This window comes from Hymenobacter nivis, from assembly GCF_003149515.1.
GTDB classification, from domain to species: domain Bacteria; phylum Bacteroidota; class Bacteroidia; order Cytophagales; family Hymenobacteraceae; genus Hymenobacter; species Hymenobacter nivis.
On record NZ_CP029145.1, the window covers coordinates 4,574,340 to 4,593,094 of the forward strand.

The 18,755-nt window shown below is 63.1% G+C and carries 14 protein-coding genes; 11 read left to right on the forward strand and 3 right to left on the reverse strand.

Annotated elements, in window-relative coordinates:
• Positions 1-102: 102 nt before the first annotated feature.
• From DDQ68_RS20360 to DDQ68_RS20370, 3 genes are all read left to right on the forward strand, one after another.
• Entirely contained in the window at positions 103-831 is a 729-nt protein-coding gene (locus DDQ68_RS20360) for a GNAT family N-acetyltransferase (RefSeq protein WP_109657942.1), read from the forward strand.
• A gap of 209 nt (positions 832-1,040) precedes the next feature.
• On the forward strand, positions 1,041-2,177 hold the full coding sequence (gene rffA / locus DDQ68_RS20365) for a dTDP-4-amino-4,6-dideoxygalactose transaminase (RefSeq protein ID WP_109657943.1): 1,137 nt from the start codon (positions 1,041-1,043) through the stop codon (positions 2,175-2,177).
• A 9-nt stretch (positions 2,178-2,186) separates the two neighbouring features.
• The gene (locus tag DDQ68_RS20370) at positions 2,187-3,266 is read left to right on the forward strand and encodes a glycosyltransferase family 4 protein (RefSeq protein ID WP_109657944.1); all 1,080 of its coding nucleotides are present in this window, start codon (positions 2,187-2,189) and stop codon (positions 3,264-3,266) included.
• 16 nt (positions 3,267-3,282) lie between these two features.
• Here DDQ68_RS20370 and DDQ68_RS20375 read toward each other — a convergent pair whose 3' ends face one another.
• Together DDQ68_RS20375 and DDQ68_RS20380 are read right to left on the reverse strand one after the other, a co-directional pair.
• Positions 3,283-4,638: a hypothetical protein gene (locus DDQ68_RS20375; protein ID WP_109657945.1), complete on the reverse strand. Its 1,356-nt coding sequence runs from the start codon at positions 4,636-4,638 to the stop codon at positions 3,283-3,285.
• Positions 4,639-4,645: 7 nt separating this feature from the next.
• Positions 4,646-5,893: a tetratricopeptide repeat protein gene (locus tag DDQ68_RS20380; RefSeq protein ID WP_109657946.1), complete on the reverse strand. Its 1,248-nt coding sequence runs from the start codon at positions 5,891-5,893 to the stop codon at positions 4,646-4,648.
• A gap of 102 nt (positions 5,894-5,995) precedes the next feature.
• Here DDQ68_RS20380 and DDQ68_RS20385 point away from each other — a divergent pair, with 102 nt between their 5' ends.
• From DDQ68_RS20385 to DDQ68_RS20410, 6 genes are all read left to right on the forward strand, one after another.
• Positions 5,996-6,910: a M20/M25/M40 family metallo-hydrolase gene (locus tag DDQ68_RS20385; RefSeq protein ID WP_109657947.1), complete on the forward strand. Its 915-nt coding sequence runs from the start codon at positions 5,996-5,998 to the stop codon at positions 6,908-6,910.
• 54 nt (positions 6,911-6,964) lie between these two features.
• The gene (locus tag DDQ68_RS20390) at positions 6,965-9,205 is read left to right on the forward strand and encodes a sodium-translocating pyrophosphatase (protein ID WP_109657948.1); all 2,241 of its coding nucleotides are present in this window, start codon (positions 6,965-6,967) and stop codon (positions 9,203-9,205) included.
• 543 nt (positions 9,206-9,748) lie between these two features.
• Entirely contained in the window at positions 9,749-10,291 is a 543-nt protein-coding gene (gene hpt / locus DDQ68_RS20395) for a hypoxanthine phosphoribosyltransferase (protein WP_109657949.1), read from the forward strand.
• A gap of 85 nt (positions 10,292-10,376) precedes the next feature.
• Positions 10,377-10,988 carry an adenylate kinase gene (locus DDQ68_RS20400; protein WP_109658537.1) on the forward strand — a complete coding sequence of 204 codons (612 nt, stop codon included), beginning with the start codon at positions 10,377-10,379 and terminating at the stop codon, positions 10,986-10,988.
• Positions 10,989-11,130: 142 nt separating this feature from the next.
• Entirely contained in the window at positions 11,131-12,129 is a 999-nt protein-coding gene (obgE, locus tag DDQ68_RS20405) for a GTPase ObgE (protein WP_109657950.1), read from the forward strand.
• 107 nt (positions 12,130-12,236) lie between these two features.
• Positions 12,237-15,317, forward strand: coding sequence for a PAS domain-containing hybrid sensor histidine kinase/response regulator (locus tag DDQ68_RS20410; protein ID WP_109657951.1), 3,081 nt, complete (start codon positions 12,237-12,239; stop codon positions 15,315-15,317).
• Positions 15,318-15,555: 238 nt separating this feature from the next.
• On the opposite strand, the gene DDQ68_RS20415 is transcribed toward DDQ68_RS20410, so the two are convergent.
• Positions 15,556-16,287, reverse strand: a complete 732-nt coding sequence (locus tag DDQ68_RS20415; RefSeq protein WP_109657952.1) for a LytR/AlgR family response regulator transcription factor — start codon at positions 16,285-16,287, stop codon at positions 15,556-15,558.
• A gap of 506 nt (positions 16,288-16,793) precedes the next feature.
• Between DDQ68_RS20415 and DDQ68_RS20420 the strand changes: the two genes are divergently transcribed.
• Both DDQ68_RS20420 and dnaJ read left to right on the forward strand, forming a co-directional pair.
• Positions 16,794-17,330: a nucleotide exchange factor GrpE gene (locus tag DDQ68_RS20420; RefSeq protein WP_109657953.1), complete on the forward strand. Its 537-nt coding sequence runs from the start codon at positions 16,794-16,796 to the stop codon at positions 17,328-17,330.
• 145 nt (positions 17,331-17,475) lie between these two features.
• Positions 17,476-18,609 carry a molecular chaperone DnaJ gene (dnaJ, locus tag DDQ68_RS20425; protein ID WP_109657954.1) on the forward strand — a complete coding sequence of 378 codons (1,134 nt, stop codon included), beginning with the start codon at positions 17,476-17,478 and terminating at the stop codon, positions 18,607-18,609.
• The last annotated feature ends 146 nt before the right edge of the window (positions 18,610-18,755 follow it).

Genomic DNA, 18,755 nt, shown 5'->3' on the forward strand with positions numbered 1-18,755 from the left:
CGAAATCCGAACGAATCGTGTACCGACGGGCGGGGGCAAGCCCCGTACCCTGCCCGATTTTCGCAAACTACTTCGTGAAGATTACAACACAGCAAATAATTGATGACACACCTGTTCGCAACACTTTGTGCCCTACCCTGGGATAGTGAATTCCTGGGCTTTCCGGTAGCGCGCCTGGCGGCGGCCCGGCTTTCGCCCGCGGAGCTAGCGGCCGCTATGGCCGAAGCACGCCGCGCCGGGTTTTACCTGGTGTACGTGGTGGCCGAACCGGCTGATGCAGTTGCGCAGGTGGCAATGCAGCAGGCCGGGGCCCAATTGCTCGACCGTAAAGTGACGTTCGTGATGCCCTTGCCGCTGCCCACCGCGGCGCGCGATTCGCTGGCGATGGTAGGTTCGGCGACGGTATACACCCCGCAGCTGGAGTCGCTGGCATGGCAGAGCGGCGCGTATTCCCGTTTCCGGCTCGATACGCGTTTTGCGCCGCACGTATTCAAAAATCTGTACGCCCAATGGCTGCGCAATTCCTTGGCCGGTACCGTTGCCCGACGGGTTATGGTATGGCGCGACGGTGCCGGCACTGAACAGGGATTGCTTACCCTCGGCGAAAAGAACAACCGGGCCGATATTGGCCTGTTGGCCATGGATGCCCGCGCGCGTGGGCAGCGGGTGGGGCAGGTGCTAGTGGCCGCAGCAGCGAATCAAGCAAGCGAATGGGGATATGAGCAGATGCAGGTGGTGACCCAGCGGGACAACGAAACCGCCTGCCGCTTTTACGAGAAGTGCGGCTTCCAACTGGAATATGAGGAGCATATTTATCACTGGTGGCTGTGATGATACGTAGGTCGTGAAAACTACTTTGCAATAAAAAAACGTCATGCTGAGCGAAGTCGAAGCATCTCTACCGCTTCATCAGGTCCGTTCAGCGAAGCGGTAGAGATGCTTCGATAGGCTCAGCATGACGTGCTGATAAGTCAAACTAATTCCTTCGGCCTACTTATGATAATTCCTTGCGAGGGCCCCGGCGTACCTTTACGGCCTGCATGGATGCCCCGATTCCCTTTAATAAGCCGTATTTCTCTGGCAATGAAACCCGCTACATCGAGCAGGCGGTGCGCTCGGGTAAGATTTCCGGCGATGGGCAGTTTACCCAGCGGGCCCATACCTACTTCGAGCAGGAGTGGGGCTTCGGCAAGGCGCTGCTGACGACTTCGTGCACCGACGCGCTGGAAATGGCGGCCTTGCTGCTCGATATTCAGCCGGGCGACGAAGTGATTGTGCCAGCCTTTACGTTCGTGAGCACGGCCAACGCCTTCGTGCTGCGCGGGGCTAAAATTGTGTTTGCCGACAGCACGGCCCTCAACCCCAACCTCGACGTGGGGGCCCTGGAGGCCCTCATCACGCCGCGCACCCGCGCTGTGGTGCCGGTGCATTACGCCGGCATTGCCTGCGACATGGGTGCCGTGCTGGCCACGGCCCAGCGCCACGGCCTGGCGGTGGTGGAAGACGCGGCCCACGCCATCGACAGCTTTTACGATGGCCGGCGGCTGGGCACGCTGGGGGCCCTGGCGGCCTTCTCGTTTCACGAAACCAAAAATATCATTGCCGGCGAGGGCGGGCTGTTGGCCCTCAATGACTTGCAATTTGCGCGGCGGGCCGAGATTATTCGGGAGAAGGGCACCACGCGGTCGGCCTTTTTCCGGGGCGAGGCCACGGAATACGACTGGGTGGACGTGGGCTCGTCGTTCCTGCCCTCGGAGCTGACGGCGGCCTACCTGTGGGCGCAGATTGAAAACCTGGCCGACATCCAGCGGCAGCGCATAGCCCTGTGGGACCGCTACTACGCCGCCCTGGCCCCGCTGGGGGCCCTGGGTGTGGGCCTGCCCGCGCTGCCCGCCTACGCTACCAACAACGGCCACCTGTTTTACCTCGTGTGCCGCGATCGGGCCGAGCGCGCGGCCCTGATTGCCCACCTCGGACAGCGGGGCATTCTGGCCGTGTTCCACTACCGGGCCCTGCACCGCAGCCCCTACTACGCCGCCCGGCACGACGGCCGCCCGCTGCCCTGGGCCGAGCACTACACCGAGTGCCTGGTACGCCTGCCTTTGTTTTACGAGCTGAGCGCCGCCGACCAGCAGCGCGTAGCGGCGGCCGTCCTCGACTTTTACCACCGCCGCTAAACCTACTTCATGGCGCGTATTTTATTCCTGACCCCGTACCCGGCTGGCCGGGCCCCGTCGCAGCGGTTTCGCTTCGAGCAGTATCTGGGCATTTTAACGGGCCATGGGCACCAGTACCGCGAGGTGTCGTTTCTGGACGAGGCCACCTGGGGCATTCTGTACCGGCCGGGGCACGCCGGGGCTAAGGTGGCGGGCATCCTGCGCGGCTTTGGGCGGCGGCTGGGGCACGTGTGGGCAGCGCGGGGCTACGATTTCGTGTTTGTGCACCGCGAGGCGGCGCCCTTGGGGCCCCCGGTGTTCGAGTGGCTGCTGGTCCGGGTACTGAAAAAGCGGTTGATTTATGACTTTGACGACGCCATTTGGCTGGCCAACACGTCGGAGGCCAACCAGTTAGCCGCTGGCCTCAAGTGGCACCAAAAGGTGGGGCAAATTTGCGGCTGGGCCCATAAAAATAGCTGCGGCAACGCCTTTCTGGCCGCCTATGCCCGGCGCTTCAACCCGCGCACCGTCGTCAACCCGACCACCATCGACACCACGGGCCTGCACAACCAGGTGCGCGACCAGGCCGCGCCTGGCCGCCTCGTCATCGGCTGGACGGGCACGCATTCTACCCTCAAGTACCTCGCCCAAGTGGTGCCCGTGCTGGCGAAGCTGGAAGCCGAGGGGCTCGATTTTGAATTCCGCGTCATCTCTAACCAGCCGCCTGACTTACCCTTGCAGTCGCTAGTGTACCTGCCGTGGCGCAAGGATACCGAAATTGCCGATTTGCTGGGCTTCCACGTGGGGCTGATGCCGCTGGAGGACGACGCCTGGGCCCAGGGCAAGTGCGCCTTTAAGGCCTTGCAGTACATGGCTTTGGGAGTGCCGCCCTTGGTATCGCCGGTGGGCATGAACACCGAAGTGGTGCAGCACGGCCACAACGGCTTCGTGTGCGCCACGCCCACCGATTGGGAGACAGGGTTGCGCCAGCTCCTAGCCGACCCGGCCCTGCGCCAGCACCTGGGCCGCGCCGCCCGCGCCACCGTAGAGGCCCGCTACTCGGTGACCGCCAACGCGCCCAATTTCCTGGCCTTGTTTGCTGAAGAATAGGGCCCCCGGGGCCCCGCTATGCCGCTGCCCGGCGCCGTGCGGCGGGCTGGCGGCGTTTGGCCTTCTGGGTATCCAGCATGCTTTGGAGGATGTAGAGGCCGCCGAGGTAGAAGGGAATCATCGGGATTTTATAGCGCACCAGCGTGCCGAAGTTGGAGCTGTTAATGGCCACCGAGGCGGCAAAAATCAGCGAAAATACAAAGCACATGACCAGCACGGGCGTGGTGGCGATAAACTTGATGGTGGCCACCACGCCCGTGCGCCAAAAGATGCGGAGCGTGAAAATCAGGAAAAAGCCGGCCTCGATGGCCGAGAGCAGCATGATGGGGTTGCGGGCCTCAAAAATCATGGGTCGGAACAGGGCCGTGACGATGGCCTGCGGGGCCAGCTTCACCATGCCGCCGATGGTGCCGTCCTGCTTGCCCAGACTATAGGCCGAGCCGTTTTGCTTCACGCTGGTTTCGTAGAGGTAGTCGGCGGTGATTTTGCTACGCTCGCCGATTTTGTCCACGTCGTATTTGTCGTCGCCCTTAGTAAGGTTGGTGGCCGCATAAATGGCAATGAGGCCGCCTACTACGAAGAATACTGGCTTAGCCAGCACCCGCACGGTTTGGTTTTTAATCAGGGCGTTGTTCTCGTTGAACACCCACAATAGGGCCCCCGGTAGGAAGCACAGCAGAATGTAAACCTTAATGGATAGCAACGCATAAGCGGCCAAAAAACCAATGGCGGCGGCCTTCAGAATACCACGCTTCTGGATGGCCCCCCGGTACAGGGCGTAGAAAAGCCATCCAAGGGCCCCCACCGACAGTGAATCTTTCATTAACCCCGAGCCCCAGAAAAACATCGACGGGATATAGAAGATAGACCAAGCCAGCTGCTTGTATACGTGGGGCCGGATTTTAGCAAACGTGACGTACATCGCCCACAGGCCGCTGAAGCTGACGGCGGCAAAAAATAGCGCAATAACGGAGTAATTGTTAAAGCAAAACAGGCCGAAAAAAGCCGCGATGCGCACCGTTGCGTACTCGGTGGAGTGGGGCTGGTGCCAGTACATCTGGGCCACGTACTTGGCGGTGGCGGGGTCGGTGCTGCCGCCATTATCCAATAACAGCTTCAGGCCGTTGCTGAAAGAATCGCCGAAAGCCGAATAGATGATTTTGGTGTGGAAGAAGTAGTTATAGGTGTCGCCGCCGCCGTAATAAAACTGGTAAATTAGTCCCAGCGCAATGGCTCCGATGAACTTGAGCGTGAGGGCTGGAATGAAAAATTGCTTGGTAAACTGGTTGGTGACCCGCGCGCGAATGCCGAACGCTACGGCGTAGAAAATGCCGAGGTAGAGCGGGGCTAGGAAGAGGTCGGAAAGCTCCATAATCGGCTTAGCTCTTGTTCTTTTTTAGCCAGGCGCTGGCTTCTTTATACTGCTCCGATTTGCGGTCGGCAATGTCTTTCACAACGGTATAGTAGCGCCGGGCGGTGGCTATTTCACGTCCTTTATCGGCGAGGCGGGCCAGGTTAGCGTTGGCAAACAGGTAGAAGCCGCCGCTGGTGTCGCCGCTGCTTTCCGAAAATACGATGCAGCGCTGGTAGTAGTCGCGGGCCTTGGCCGGGTCGCGGTAGCGGTACTGCATGAGGTAGCCGAGGAAGTAGCTGGCGTAGCGCCCGCTGATGGCCTCGTAGCCAGGCAGGCCCTGGCTGATTTTCTCCAGGATTTCCTTGCTCACCCGCTCGCACTCCACGAACTCGCCCTGGTCGTAGGCCAGTAGGGCATAGAAGCGCTGGAAGTAGCCGTTGTCGGGGAAGGTGGCGGCCAGCTGCTTGGCCACGGGCAGGGCGTCGGCCCCGTTGCCTTCCTCGTTTTTGAGGATGCCCATCAGGAACACCTTGGCCTCGGTGGCGGTGTAGAAGCCGGTGGTGGCCACGGTACGTAACTGCTGGAGGCCCAATTCTTTGTTGCCCTTGGGGAAGAACAGCAGGACCGGCCGCAGCAGCGGGTAGTTGTTGGGGATCCAGACGGCGTAGTAGTTAAACAAGGCCTGGCCGAACAGGAATTCTGGGCTGAGGCCGTTGGCTTCCTGGCTTTTTTGCAGGTAGTTCAGGGCCCGCTTGCTGTCGACGGTGGCCAGGCGCCAGTCGTGGCGCTCGGCGTGCAGGCGGGCACTGAAGCCGTAGGCCGCCGCCAGGAAAAACGTGGCTTCGTAGTTCTGCTTATCAGCCTTGTACAAGGTCTCGGCCTTGGTGATAGCCGAGTCCATGTAAGCAAAAAAGGGGCGGTCGTAAATTTTGGTCTGGAAGCTGGTGGGGCGGATTTTCCACCACGTGTTCAGGCCCAGCATGAGGTAGGCGAGGGGGTGCTCGGGGTAGCGCCGCTTGAGGGAGCGGAACTGCTTTTCGGCGCGGTCGTACTTGAAGTTGTAGAGGTTGTGCACGGCCCCGTCGAGCTCCTGCTGGATGTCCTTATTGAGTAGCAGCCAGCCCTTGGTGTCGATGGCCTGGGGGGCTACGGCCACGCTATCGAGGTGCACCACGCGCATGGTGCCGCGGCGGCGAACCGTGTCGGCCGTTTGCGCCCGGGCCACCAGTGGGCCCAGCAGCAGCAAGCCCCAACAGAAAAGCAATCGAACCATAGAAAAAAGCGGAGGAATAGGGCCCCGGGCAAGCCGTGCGGCGGCGGCGGGGCCCCTAAAGTACGGACTCTGGCCTAGCTTTGGGATACTTTCTCCTAGCTCATGCAACTGCTCGAAACCCTGTGCCGCCTCGCGGCGCCGTCCGGCCACGAAGATCCGATGACGGCCTTTGTGCTTGATTACGTGCAACAAAACCAAGCCAAATGGCAGCACCAGCCCCGGGTGTTGGCCGGCGAAGGCTTCCAGGACTGCGTGGTGCTGGTGTTTGGGCAGCCGCGCACGGCCGTGTTTGCGCACCTCGACAGCATCGGCTTCATGGTGCGCTACGGCCGGCAGCTGGTGGCCATTGGGGGGCCCGAAACCCAGGCCGGTTACCGCCTGGTGGGCCACGATGCGGAAGGGGAGATTGATTGCGCGCTGACCATCAACGAGGAAACCGAAACCCTGGGCTACGAGTTCAGCCGCGAGCTGCCCCGCGGCACCGAGCTGACGTTCCGCTGCGACTTCCGCGAAACCGACGCCACGGTGCAAAGCTGCTACCTCGACAACCGCCTGGGGGTGTGGACTGCCCTGCGCCTGTGCGAGACGCTGGAGCACGGCATCATCGCTTTTTCGTGCGGCGAGGAGCACGGCGGCGGCACAGTGCCGTTCCTGGCCCAGTACATCTACGACCACTACGGCGTGCGCCAGGCCCTGATCTGCGACATCACGTGGGTGACCGAGGGTGTGCACCTGGGCCAGGGCTGCGTGATTTCGCTGCGCGACTCGCTCATCCCGCGCCGCACTTATGTGGACCGCATCCGGGCCATTGCCGCGCGAGCGGGCATTGCGGTGCAGCTGGAGGTAGAAGACATCGGCGGCTCCGATGCCAAGGAGCTGCAGCGCGCCGCCCAGCCCTGGGACTGGTGCTTCGTGGGGGCCCCCGAAGACCACGTGCACACCCCCGACGAGCTGGTGGACAAGCGCGACATTGCCAGTATGTTGGCCCTCTACCAGGTGCTGTTGTGCGAGCTGTAATACTTGCCTACATTTACCGGCACCTCTTTTTATTCCCACCTACTTCCTGCCGGTATGACCCCTTACCTCTACGCGGTGCCCGCGCTGGGCGTGTTTGCGCTTATTTACACCTGGGTGCGAGCCGGCTGGGTAGCCCGCCAAGACGCTGGCAATGAGCGCATGACTACCATTGCCGGCTACATCGCCGATGGGGCCGTTGCATTTTTGCGGGCCGAATACAAAGTGCTGGCCCTGTTTGGATTGATTGCCGGGGTCTTCCTGTTTTACCTGGGCATTACCAGCGGCAACTCCAGTCCAGTCATTGTTATTGCCTTCTTGATTGGGGGCGTGTTTTCGGCGCTGGCGGGCTTTATCGGGATGAAAATTGCCACCAAGGCCAATGTGCGCACCGCCCAGGCGGCCCGCACCAGCCTGGCCACGGCCCTGAACGTGTCGTTTTCGGGCGGCTCGGTGATGGGAATGGGGGTGGCCGGTCTGGCCGTGCTGGGCCTAGGGTCGCTGTTCATTGTGTTTTATAAAATGTTCGTACCCAGCGGACTGGCCAACGGGCAGGAAATGGAAAAGGCCCTGGAGGTCCTCACCGGCTTCTCGCTTGGGGCTGAGAGCATCGCCCTGTTTGCCCGCGTGGGCGGCGGCATCTACACCAAAGCGGCCGACGTGGGGGCCGACCTCGTGGGCAAAGTCGAGGCGGGCATTCCGGAGGATGACCCGCGCAACCCCGCTACCATTGCCGACAACGTGGGCGATAACGTGGGCGACGTGGCCGGCATGGGGGCCGATTTGTTTGGTTCCTACGTGGCCACTATCCTGGCCACGATGGTGCTGGGGCGTGAGGTGCAGCTGGGCAGCGCCGATCAGTTTGGGGGCCTGTCGCCCATTTTCCTGCCGATGGCCATTGCCGGCATGGGCATTCTGGCCTCGCTCGTCGGCATTTTGTGCGTGCGGGTGAAGGAGGGCGGCAACGTGCAGGGGGCCCTGAATACGGGCAACTACATCGCGGTCGCCGTGTCGGCCGTGGCCTCTTACGGCCTCATCGTGTGGATTCTGCCCGCCGGGGCCCTCACCATCCGCGGGGTGACGTTCGACGCGCTGCATGTATTCTACGCCGTGCTGGTGGGCCTGGGCGTGGGTACGCTCATGAGCATCATCACCGAATACTACACCGCCATGGGCAAGCGCCCGGTGATGAGCATTGTGCAGCAAAGCAGTACGGGCCACGCCACCACCGTAATTGGGGGCTTGGCCGTGGGCATGGAAAGCACGGTGCTGCCCATTCTGGTACTGGCGGCGGGCATTGTGCTCAGCTTCCGGGCGGCGGGCCTGTACGGCGTGGCCATTGCGGCGGCCGGCATGATGGCCACCACAGCTATGCAGCTGGCCATCGACGCCTTCGGGCCCATTGCCGACAACGCCGGCGGCATTGCCGAGATGAGCGAGCTGCCCAAGGAAGTGCGCGAGCGCACCGACATCCTGGATGCGGTGGGCAACACCACGGCGGCCACGGGCAAGGGCTTTGCCATCGCCTCGGCAGCCCTCACATCGCTGGCCTTGTTCGCGGCGTTTATGGGCACGGCGCACATCGATACGATTGATATCAGCAACGCCGACGTACTGGCGGGCTTGTTCGTGGGGGCCATGATTCCGTTCATCTTTTCGGGCCTGGCCATTGCTGCTGTGGGCCGCGCCGCGATGGCGATGGTGCAGGAGGTGCGCCGCCAGTTCCGCGAGATTCCGGGCATCATGGAGGGCACGGCCCGGCCCGAGTACGAGAAGTGCGTGGCCATCTCGACCGCCGCCGCCATCCGCGAGATGATTTTGCCCGGGGCCATTGCCCTGCTCTCGCCCATCCTCGTGGGCTTTCTGTTCGGCCCGAAAGTGCTGGGCGGCCTGCTGGCGGGCGTCACGGTAAGCGGCGTGTTGATGGCCATTTTCCAGAGCAACGCCGGCGGGGCCTGGGACAACGCTAAGAAGTCGTTCGAGAAAGGCGTGCTCATCGACGGCGTGATGCAGTACAAAGGCTCCGACGCCCACAAGGCCTCCGTGACCGGCGACACCGTGGGCGACCCGTTCAAGGACACGTCGGGGCCCAGCATGAACATCCTCATCAAGCTCATGAGCATCGTGTCGCTGGTCATCGCCCCGCATATTGCCGAGCACGCCGGGGGCCCCGGGGCCGCCGCGCCTGCCCCCGCGCCGCCGCGCTTCGAGCAAGCCTTCCGCCCCCACGTGCGCTACTCCGAGACGCTGGTGCCCGCTGCGGCCCGCCTGCTACGGACGGCCTTTCACCGGGAGTAGGTCATAACCACGGATTTATCGGATCAGGCGGATGGGTCGGATTCTGGGAACGATTGGCCAGCGGTGGCCGGGGCCCTGGCCGCGATAGTTGGTCGGCCCGGGCTGCCGGCTTTTCGCCGGCTGCCCGGTAACCGTTATACTGCCCACGAAGTGGAATGCGAAAACGAAGTAGGGCACGGGGCTTGCCCCCGCCCGTCCTTGAACGGTTCAGCCGGCTTTCGTTCAACGACGGGCGGGGGCAAGCCCCGTACCCTACTTCGTAATGAGTATAGGTTGCCGTTGCTCCGCATCCAAGCGTAGCCAATAAGGCTGCCAAAATTTGCCAGGTAGCCAACGAAAAGCACGAGACAGCACCTCAGAACTAAGCGCAGAGCCCCCGACGATTACCGGGCAGCCGGCGAAAAGCCGGCAGCCCGGCGCGGCCCCGCCCCGGGGGCCCTAGCCACCGCCGGCCAATCGTCCCCAAAATCCAATCCATCCGCCTGATCCGATAAATCCGTGGTTATGACAGTAGCTTTGCGGTTCCATTTTTCCCCGCACCGCATGGGCTCGTCCCCCAACATTACCCTCCACGACAAAGCGTTTCGCCCGTATTTATCGGCCGCTGAATTGGCCGCGGCCGTCGAGGCGCTGGCTGGTCGCCTTAGCGCCGACTACGCCGGCCGCCGGCCCTTGTTCGTGGTGGTGCTCACGGGGGGGTTCATGTTCGCCTCCGATTTGCTTAAGCGCTTCAGTGGCGACTGCGAAATCGTTTTCATCCGGGTAGCCTCGTACGAAGGCACGAGCAGTACCGGGCAGGTGCAGGAAATCCTGGGCCTGCGCGAAGACGTGCAGGGGCGCGACCTGATTTTGGTGGAAGACATTGTGGACACGGGTACCACCCTGCACCACCTGCTGCCCACGCTGCTGGCCAAAAACCCCGCTTCGATGGAAATTGCCGCCCTGTTTTTTAAGCCCGCCAGCCTGCGCCACGAGCTGACGCTAAACTACGTCGCCCTGGAAATTCCCAACGATTTCGTGGTGGGCTATGGCCTTGACTACGACGGGCTGGGCCGCAACCTGCCCGAAGTGTACGTGGCCGCGTAGGGCCCCTGGCTGGCTGCCTTTGTTAAGGATTGATTAACTTCCCCCACCAACCCACCCGGCGCGTTTGCGCCCAGCCCCCGTTTTCATGCTGAATATCGTACTGTTCGGCCCGCCCGGTGCGGGCAAAGGCACCCAGAGCCAAAAGCTCATCGCCCATTACCACCTCGTGCACCTAAGCACCGGCGACCTGCTGCGGGCCCAGATTGCCCAGGGCACGGAGCTTGGCCTGCGCGCCAAAAAACTGATGGACGAAGGCCTGCTGGTGCCCGACGAAGTCGTGATTGGTATGATTGACAGTGCCCTGAACGACAACAAAGCTGCCGCGGGCTTCATCTTTGACGGCTTCCCGCGCACCGTGCCGCAGGCCGAGCGCCTTGACCAGCTGCTGGCTCAGCACCAGGCTACCATCGGCTGCATGGTGGCGCTGGAAGTAGGGGAGGAGGAGCTGGTGGCGCGCCTGCTGGAGCGGGGCAAAACCAGCAACCGCCCCGACGACCAAGACGAAACCAAGATCCGGCGCCGCGTGATGGTGTACAACACCGAAACCGCCCAGGTAGCCGGCTACTACGCCGCCCAGCACAAGTTCCACGCCCTCAACGGCATTGGAGGCATTGACGACATTTTTGGCCAGGTGTGCGCCGTTATCGACCAGCACCAGACGGCCGCTGGCAAAACCCCGGCTGCGGCCACCAAGTAGGTGCAGGCGTAGCACTGCGCTAGTTATGAGTTAAAGATTATGAGTTATGAGTTTCGGCCCATATGCCCGAAACTCATAACTCATTTATTTATTGGCCTATAGCCAACTCATAACGCATAATTCAAAACTCATACTTACCACTGTGGCTTCTAATAACTTCATCGACTACGTTAAACTGGTTTGCCGCTCGGGCAAGGGCGGGGCCGGCTCGCACCACTTCTTCCGCGCCAAGGGCCTGCCCAACGGGGGCCCCGACGGTGGCGACGGCGGCCGCGGCGGCCACATCATCCTGGAGGGTAACTCGCAGCTCTGGACGCTGCTGCACTTGCAGTACCAAAAGCACGTGTTTGCCAAGGACGGCGAAGGCGGCGGCGAGAACCTCCGCTCCGGAGCCCAGGGGGCCGATATTGTGCTGCAAGTGCCCCTCGGCACGGTGGCCCGCAGCGCCGAAACCGGCGAGCAGCTGCTCGAAATCACGGAGCAGGGCCAGCGCCTGATTCTGGTGCCCGGCGGGCGCGGCGGCCTGGGCAACGACCACTTCAAGACCTCCACCAACCAGGCCCCCGAGTACGCCCAGCCCGGCGAGCCGGCCGTGGAGGCCCTGGTGGTGCTGGAGCTGAAGCTGTTGGCCGACGTGGGCCTGGTGGGATTTCCCAACGCCGGCAAAAGCACGCTGCTCTCGGTGGTGTCGGCGGCCAAGCCCAAAATTGCTGATTACGCCTTCACCACCCTCGTGCCCAACCTGGGCGTAGTGGCCTACCGCGACTACAAGTCGTTCGTGATGGCCGACATTCCCGGCATCATCGAGGGCGCGGCCGAGGGCCGGGGCCTGGGCACGCGCTTTTTACGCCACATCGAGCGCAACTCCATGCTGCTCTTCATGATAGCCTGCGACAGCCCCGACATCGCCGCCGAGTACCAGGTGCTGCTGGGCGAGCTGCGCCAATTCAACCCCGAGCTGCTCGACAAAACGCGGCTGCTGGCCATCACCAAAACTGACATGCTCGATGAGGAGCTGGAGGTCGAAATGCGCGCCTCGCTGCCCACCGATTTGCCGCCCACGGTGTTCATTTCCAGCCTGACTAACAAGAACATTCAGCCGCTGAAGGACATGATTTGGCAGGCCCTGCACGCGGGGTAGCGCCCTGCGGTAATCTGGCGCGTAGTGCCTGCGCAACGTTTTGGCTGCCAGGGTCTCTGCGCCGCAAGTCGGCGGCGTAACTTTATTGCCTGCTAACCCGCCGCCCCATGCCTGCTGCTTCCGTCGCTTCGTCGCCCCTTGCCGCGGCCCGGGCCCGCATCCGGGCGCTGGAAGCGGCGCTGCGGGAGGCCCAGGCCACTAGCCACCAGTTGAGCCTGGGCGCGGCCTTGTCCGACCAAAACCCCAACCCCGTGCTGCGCTACAACGCTGCCGGTGAGCGCACCTACGCCAACCCCGCCGCCGTGCGCCTGCGCCACCAGCTGGGGCCCGTGGCGGCGGCGGGGCTGCGGGCACAGCTGCGGGCGCTGGCCGTCCAGAGCCTGCGCGACGGCCGCCCGCACCAAACGGAGCTGTACTACGAATCTCATGGGCTGCAAGTGTCGCTGGTGCCATTGGCCGCCACGGGGTACGTAAGCGCCTACTTGATTGACGTAACGGCTCGCCACAAAGCCGAGCGGCAAATGATTGAGCAGCAGGAATTTTACGAGCGGGTGCTGGACGAGCTGCCTAGCCAGGTGGCCGTGTTTGGGGCCGACCAGCGCTACCGCTACCTCAACGCCCGCAGCGTGCCCGACGAGGCCGAGCGCCGGCAGTGGCTGGGTAAAACCATGCTGGATACGGCCGGTTTCATGGGCCGTCTGCCCGAAGTGGCTACCCGCCGCCACAGGCTGATGGCGCAGGCCGTGGCCGAGCGCCGGGCCCTCGAATGGCAGGAAGCGTACACTGAGCCCGACGGGCGCGTGAGCCATTTCCTGCGCTACTACCAGCCCGTGTTTGGCGCGGCGGGGGCCCTGGAATTCATCATTGCCTACAACGCCGATATTACCGCCCGGGTGCAGGCCGAGGCCCAACTGCGCGAGCAGCAGGCGTTTACCGCCCTGGTGCTCGACACTACGCCCAATGTTATCTACGTCCGCGACCTGGACCAGAACGTGCTGTTTCAGAACCAGGCCTGCCAGCTTTTGCGCGCCGAAATAGTGCCCCGCCACGCCCTGGTGCCGGGCAGCGTGGCGGCCGGCGAGCGGCGCGCCTACGCTGCCGACGATGCCCGCGTGGTGCAGAACGGGCAGGAAATGGTGGCCGAAGACTGCATGACGCTGCCCTCGGGTGAGGTGCGCTGGTACCACACCGTGAAGCGCCCGCTGCTGCGCCCCGACGGCGCGGTGCACGTGCTGGGCGTGAGCACCGACATTACGGCCCTCAAGCAAGCCCAGTACACGCTGGAGCGCAGCGAAAAGCGCTACCGCGACCTGATGCACTACGCCCAAGCCCTCATTTTTACCTGCGACCTGAGAGGTACCCTGCTCTCGGCCAACCCCATGCTGGCCGACCTGCTGGGGGTGCCCACCGAGGCCTTGCCTGGCCAGCCCGTGGCCACGTTCCTGCTGGCCGACGACCGGCTCGTCTTTGCCCGGTACCTGGGCCGCATTGCCGCCACGCCGGCCGCCGGCGAGGCCGAAGGCGTGGTACAGGTGCAGGGCCCCGGGGGGGTGCACCACCTGCTGTACCGCAGCGTGGTGGTGCGCGAAGCCGGGCAGGCCCCCTACATCATTTCGCACGCCCACGACATTACGGGCCGGGTGCTGGCCGAGCAGGCCACCCAGCGGGCCCGGAAGGAGGCCGAAGCCACCGCCCGCGCTCGCGAGAACTTCCTGGCCAACATGAGCCACGAAATCCGCACGCCCATGAACGGGGTGCTGGGTATAACGGCCCAGCTGGCCAAAACCCGCCTCGACGCGCGCCAGCAGGAGCTGGTGCGCTTCATTCGCACGTCGGGCCAACACCTGCTGGTGGTGCTCAACGATGTGCTCGACATGGCCAAAATCACGGCTGGTAAGCTAGAGCTGGAGCAAATCGCTTTCAACCTGTGCGACGCCATGGGCGAGGCCCTGCAACCCTTAGCCGCGCAGGCCCGGGAGAAAGGGCTGGCCTTCCAGGCCCGGCCTTTGCGTGCGAGCTGCCCCCTGCCGTGGGTGGTGGGCGATCCGCACCGGCTCGTCCAAATTATGCTCAACCTGGTGAGCAACGCCGTGAAATTTACCGAGCAGGGCAGCGTAACGGTGAAAAGCGAACAGGTGGGCGAAACGGCCGCTACCGTGACTGTGTACTTCAGCGTGGCCGATACCGGCCCCGGCATTTCCCCTGGCAAGCAGGCCCTGGTGTTCGAGAACTTCGCCCAGGCCCAGGCCGACACTACCCGCCGCCACGGCGGTACCGGCCTGGGCCTGAGCATCTCGCGGGCCCTGGTGGAGCAAATGGGCGGGGCCCTCACGCTGGCCAGCGCGCCGGGCGTGGGTAGCACCTTCGCCTTCACGCTGGTGCTGCCCCGGGCGGCGGTGCCTGCCCTGGCCCCGGCCGGGGGCCCCGTGTCGTACGACACCGGCCGCCTGGCTGGCGCGCGGGTACTGCTGGTGGAGGACAACGAAATCAGCCGCACCGTGGTGCGGATGCTGCTGGAACCGTGGGGCGCGCTGCTCGACGAGGTGGCCGACGGAGCCGCTGCCCTGGCCCGGCTGGCCGCCGCCCCCTATGATGTGGTGCTGATGGACATTCAGCTGCCGGGCCTAAGCGGGGTGGACGCCACGGCCCGCCTGCGCCAGCTACCCGACCCGCAGCGGGCCGCCACGCCCGTCATTGCTCTCACCGCCAACGCCTTTCGGGCCGATGGGGAACGCTACCTGGCGGCTGGCTTCAACGACTACCTGGCCAAGCCCTACGACGAGGCCATCCTGTACCACAAAATGGTGGCCCTGCTGCCGCCGCCGGCCCCGGCCTACGACCTGGCGCACCTGCGCCGCCTGGCCCAGGGCCGCGCCCCGTTTGTGCTGAAAATCATTCGCTCGTTCCTGGCCAACGCGCCCATCAGCCTGGCGGAGCTGCGCGCCGCCGCCGCCGCCCACGACTGGCCGCAGGTGGCCCGGGTGGTGCACCACATCAAGCCCAACCTGCTGGCCTTGGGCATTACCCGGCCCGCGGCAGCCGTGGCCCTGCTCATCGCCCGCCCCACCGACCCAGACCCCGCAGCGGCTCCAGACGCCCGCGCCCAGGCTCTGGCTGTCCTGCTGGCCGCCGTGGAGCGAGCCTTGGGCGAGCTGCCTGCCGAGCTGTCCGCGGAGTTGCCCGCCTAAGGCCGGCCCGGCCCACGTTGGCTGAGGGATGACCTACTGAAAACGGGATAATTTGGAGTAGACTTATTTTTGAACGAGCAATTGTACGAAAAAAATGCCATGCAGCGCGCAGCGGCTGGAGTGGGCGGCCCAGCGCCTGCTGCCCTTGGTACCGCCGCCGCTGCCCGCGTGGCCTTGCCCTGCGCCAATAGCCGGCGTGTACGGGTGCGGGGCCCGCGCTCACCGGCCCGCTGGGGCCCTACAAGTTGCGCAGGCTGCGGTAAAAGGCATCTTGGTACGACTTGCCCACCGGTACCTCGTAGGGCCCCAGGTGCAGCAGGTGGTCCTCCATGGCGTCGATGCGCTGGGTGTTGACGATGTAGGAGCGGTGCACGCGCTGAAAATGCCCGAAAGGCAGCCGCTCGCCCAAGGCCTTGAGGGTGGCGTACACGATGTGCCTCTGCGTGGCCGTCACTAGCACCGAGTAGGTGGAAAGGGCTTCGATGAACAGCACGTCGGCAAAATCGAGGCGCACAAGCTTGTTGTTCACCTTCACAAACAGGTGCTGGTCGTGGTCGTTGGGGGCCGGCAGCTCGGCCGTGGCCGCGGGGGGCGCGGTGCGGCGGGCGGCGGCGCGGCGCACGGCCTGCTGGAAGCGGGCGGGCTCCACGGGCTTCACCAGGTAGTCGGCCACGTGCAGGGCAAAGGCTTCCACGGCGAAGTCGCGGTGCGAGGTGACGAGGATGATTTCGGGCTGGGGCGGGGGCAGGATGCGCGCCAGCTCCAGGCCCGAGAGGTGGGGCATTTCGATGTCGAGCAGCAGCAAATCGACCGGCGGATGGCGCCGCAAAAAGTCCAGAGCCCCCACCGCGTCGCCCAGCGACGCCACCAGCGCAAGCCCGTCCGTTAGCTCGATTAAGTGCTCCAGCGTGAGCCGGTTCATTTCGTTATCGTCAACAACAACGCAAGTAAGGGACGGAATGGGAGGCATGGGGAAGGACCTATAGTAGTTCTCAGGTTTATGTACACCTTCGACATTAATTAAAAATTATAAACAATAAATTAAAAGTCTCACTTTCAAGTGTTTAAATTATTGTTTCTAAGTAGTCGCGCAAAAGTAACCGTAGCAAAAAAGGCGGTCATGCTGAGCGCAGTCGAAGCATTCCTACCGCAATAGTAATTATTTACTTACGAGGTAGAGATGCTTCGACTGCGCTCAGCATGACGTTCAATTCAATACGCTTACTCATGCGTGAGTACTTAATTTCTAACTGTACACGCATACACGGAAACTGCCCTAACGGAATGGAGTAGCGGGGTAATGCGGCAGCTTATTGCCGGCTCAATGTACGGATTGGGGACCCGGTTTGGGTACGGGCCGGCCGCGCGGGCCGTGCCAAACTGGCAGCCGCGGGCCCTTTGGCAAACTCCTTGCGCCGGGTCAAATGCCGCAAGGCCCAACCCCGTGAAAACCCATTCCGACGCATATTTCCGATAATGGCCAACGATAACAACCTGCCCCAGGACGACAACCTGACCGCTGACCCCGCCCACACTGCTGGCGGAATGGCCGACGGCGAAACCCCCGATGCCAGCGCCGCTGGTGCCGAGCTGGCCGACCTTAAAGACAAATACTTGCGCCAGGCCGCCGAGTTTGAGAACTACAAGCGCCGCACCACCAAGGAGCGCATCGAACTGTTCAAAACCGCTAACCAGGAGCTGATGACGGCCCTGCTGCCCGTGCTCGATGACTTCGAGCGGGCCCGCGCCGCCACCCTCACCACTACCGACGCCGACGCCGTGCGTGAGAGCATTGCCATCATCTACAACAAGCTCGGCAAAACCTTGCAGCAGAAGGGCTTAACGCCGATGGAGGTGAAGGGCGGCGACTTTGACGCTGACCTGCACGAGGCCATCACCCAAATTCCGGCCCCGAGCGACGATTTGCGCGGCAAGATTGTTGACGAAGTAGAAAAAGGCTATTACTTGGGCGACAAGGTGATTCGCCACGCCAAAGTAGTGCTGGGACAGTAGAAGATAAATTATCAGAAAAGGCCAGCGTGCGGAGTTTGTCGAAGTGCCTTCCCCGCGGCAGTAAATCAACTGATTTAACTGGTCAGTGGGAAGGGTGCTTTGGTAGGTCCCGCGCGGCGGTCAGCAGTGAATATTAATAGAAAAGATGGCAACGAAGCTGGATTATTACGAAGTATTGGGCGTGACCCGCAACGCGGCCGGCGACGAGATTAAGTCGGCGTACCGCAAGATGGCCATCAAGTACCACCCGGACAAAAACCCCGACGACCCCTCGGCCGAGGACAAGTTCAAGGAGGCGGCCGAGGCGTACGAAGTGCTGAGCAACGCCGATAAACGGGCACGCTACGACCGCTTTGGCCACCAGCAGGGCGGCGGCGGGGCCCCGAACATGGACGATATCTTCTCGCAGTTCGGCGACATCTTCGGTGGCGGCGGCGGCGGGTTTGAGGGCTTTTTCGGCGGGCGCCAGGGCGGCGGCAAGCGCGCACGGAAGGGTTCAAACCTGCGCATTAAGCTGAAGCTTGACCTGGAGGAAGTGGCCAACGGCGTCGAGAAAAAAATTAAGGTAAAGCGCTACGTGGCCTGCCAGCCCTGCGGCGGCAGCGGCGCCAAAAACGGCACCGAGCTAAAAACCTGCGCTACCTGCCAGGGCCAGGGCCAGGTGAAAAAGGTGGTGAACACCATGCTGGGCCAGATGATGAGCAGCAGCACCTGCCCTACCTGCCACGGCGAGGGCAAAACCATTACAACCACCTGCGACGTATGCAAGGGCGAAGGCCGCCAGTTGCACGAGGAAGTAATTCCGATCAACATTCCCGCCGGTGTGGCCAACGACATGCAGCTGAGCATGAACGGCAAAGGCAACTTCCCCGAGCGCGGCGGCGTGCCCGGCGACCTACTGATTCAGATTGAGGAGGAGCCGCACGAATTCCTGAAGCGCGACGGCAATAACATCATGTTCGAGCAGTACATCTCGTTCGTGGACGCTGCCCTGGGCGCTAACCTGGAAGTGCCCACCATCGAGGGCAAAGTGAAAATTAAGGTTGACCCCGGCACCCAGCCGGGCAAAATCCTGCGCCTGCGCGGCAAGGGCATCAAGGACCTGAACGGCTACGGCCGCGGCGACCAGCTCATCCACCTGAACGTGTGGACGCCCAAAAGCGTGAGCGACGAGGAGCGCGACCTGCTCGAAAAGCTGCGCGACTCGCAGAATTTCGTGCCGCATCCCGGCAAGAATGAGAAGGGATTCTTTGAGAAAGTAAAGGAGTATTTCCAGTAGGCGCCAGCCGCTTGACCGAAGGGAAATGCCCCGCTTGGCTTCGGCCAGGCGGGGCGTTTTTGTTGGTAGGCTCCGCTGCCCGGGGCCCCGGGAAATTTTTTCTGGGGCCCCTGTAATGCGCGGCGGCGGGCGGCGATTAACTTCCC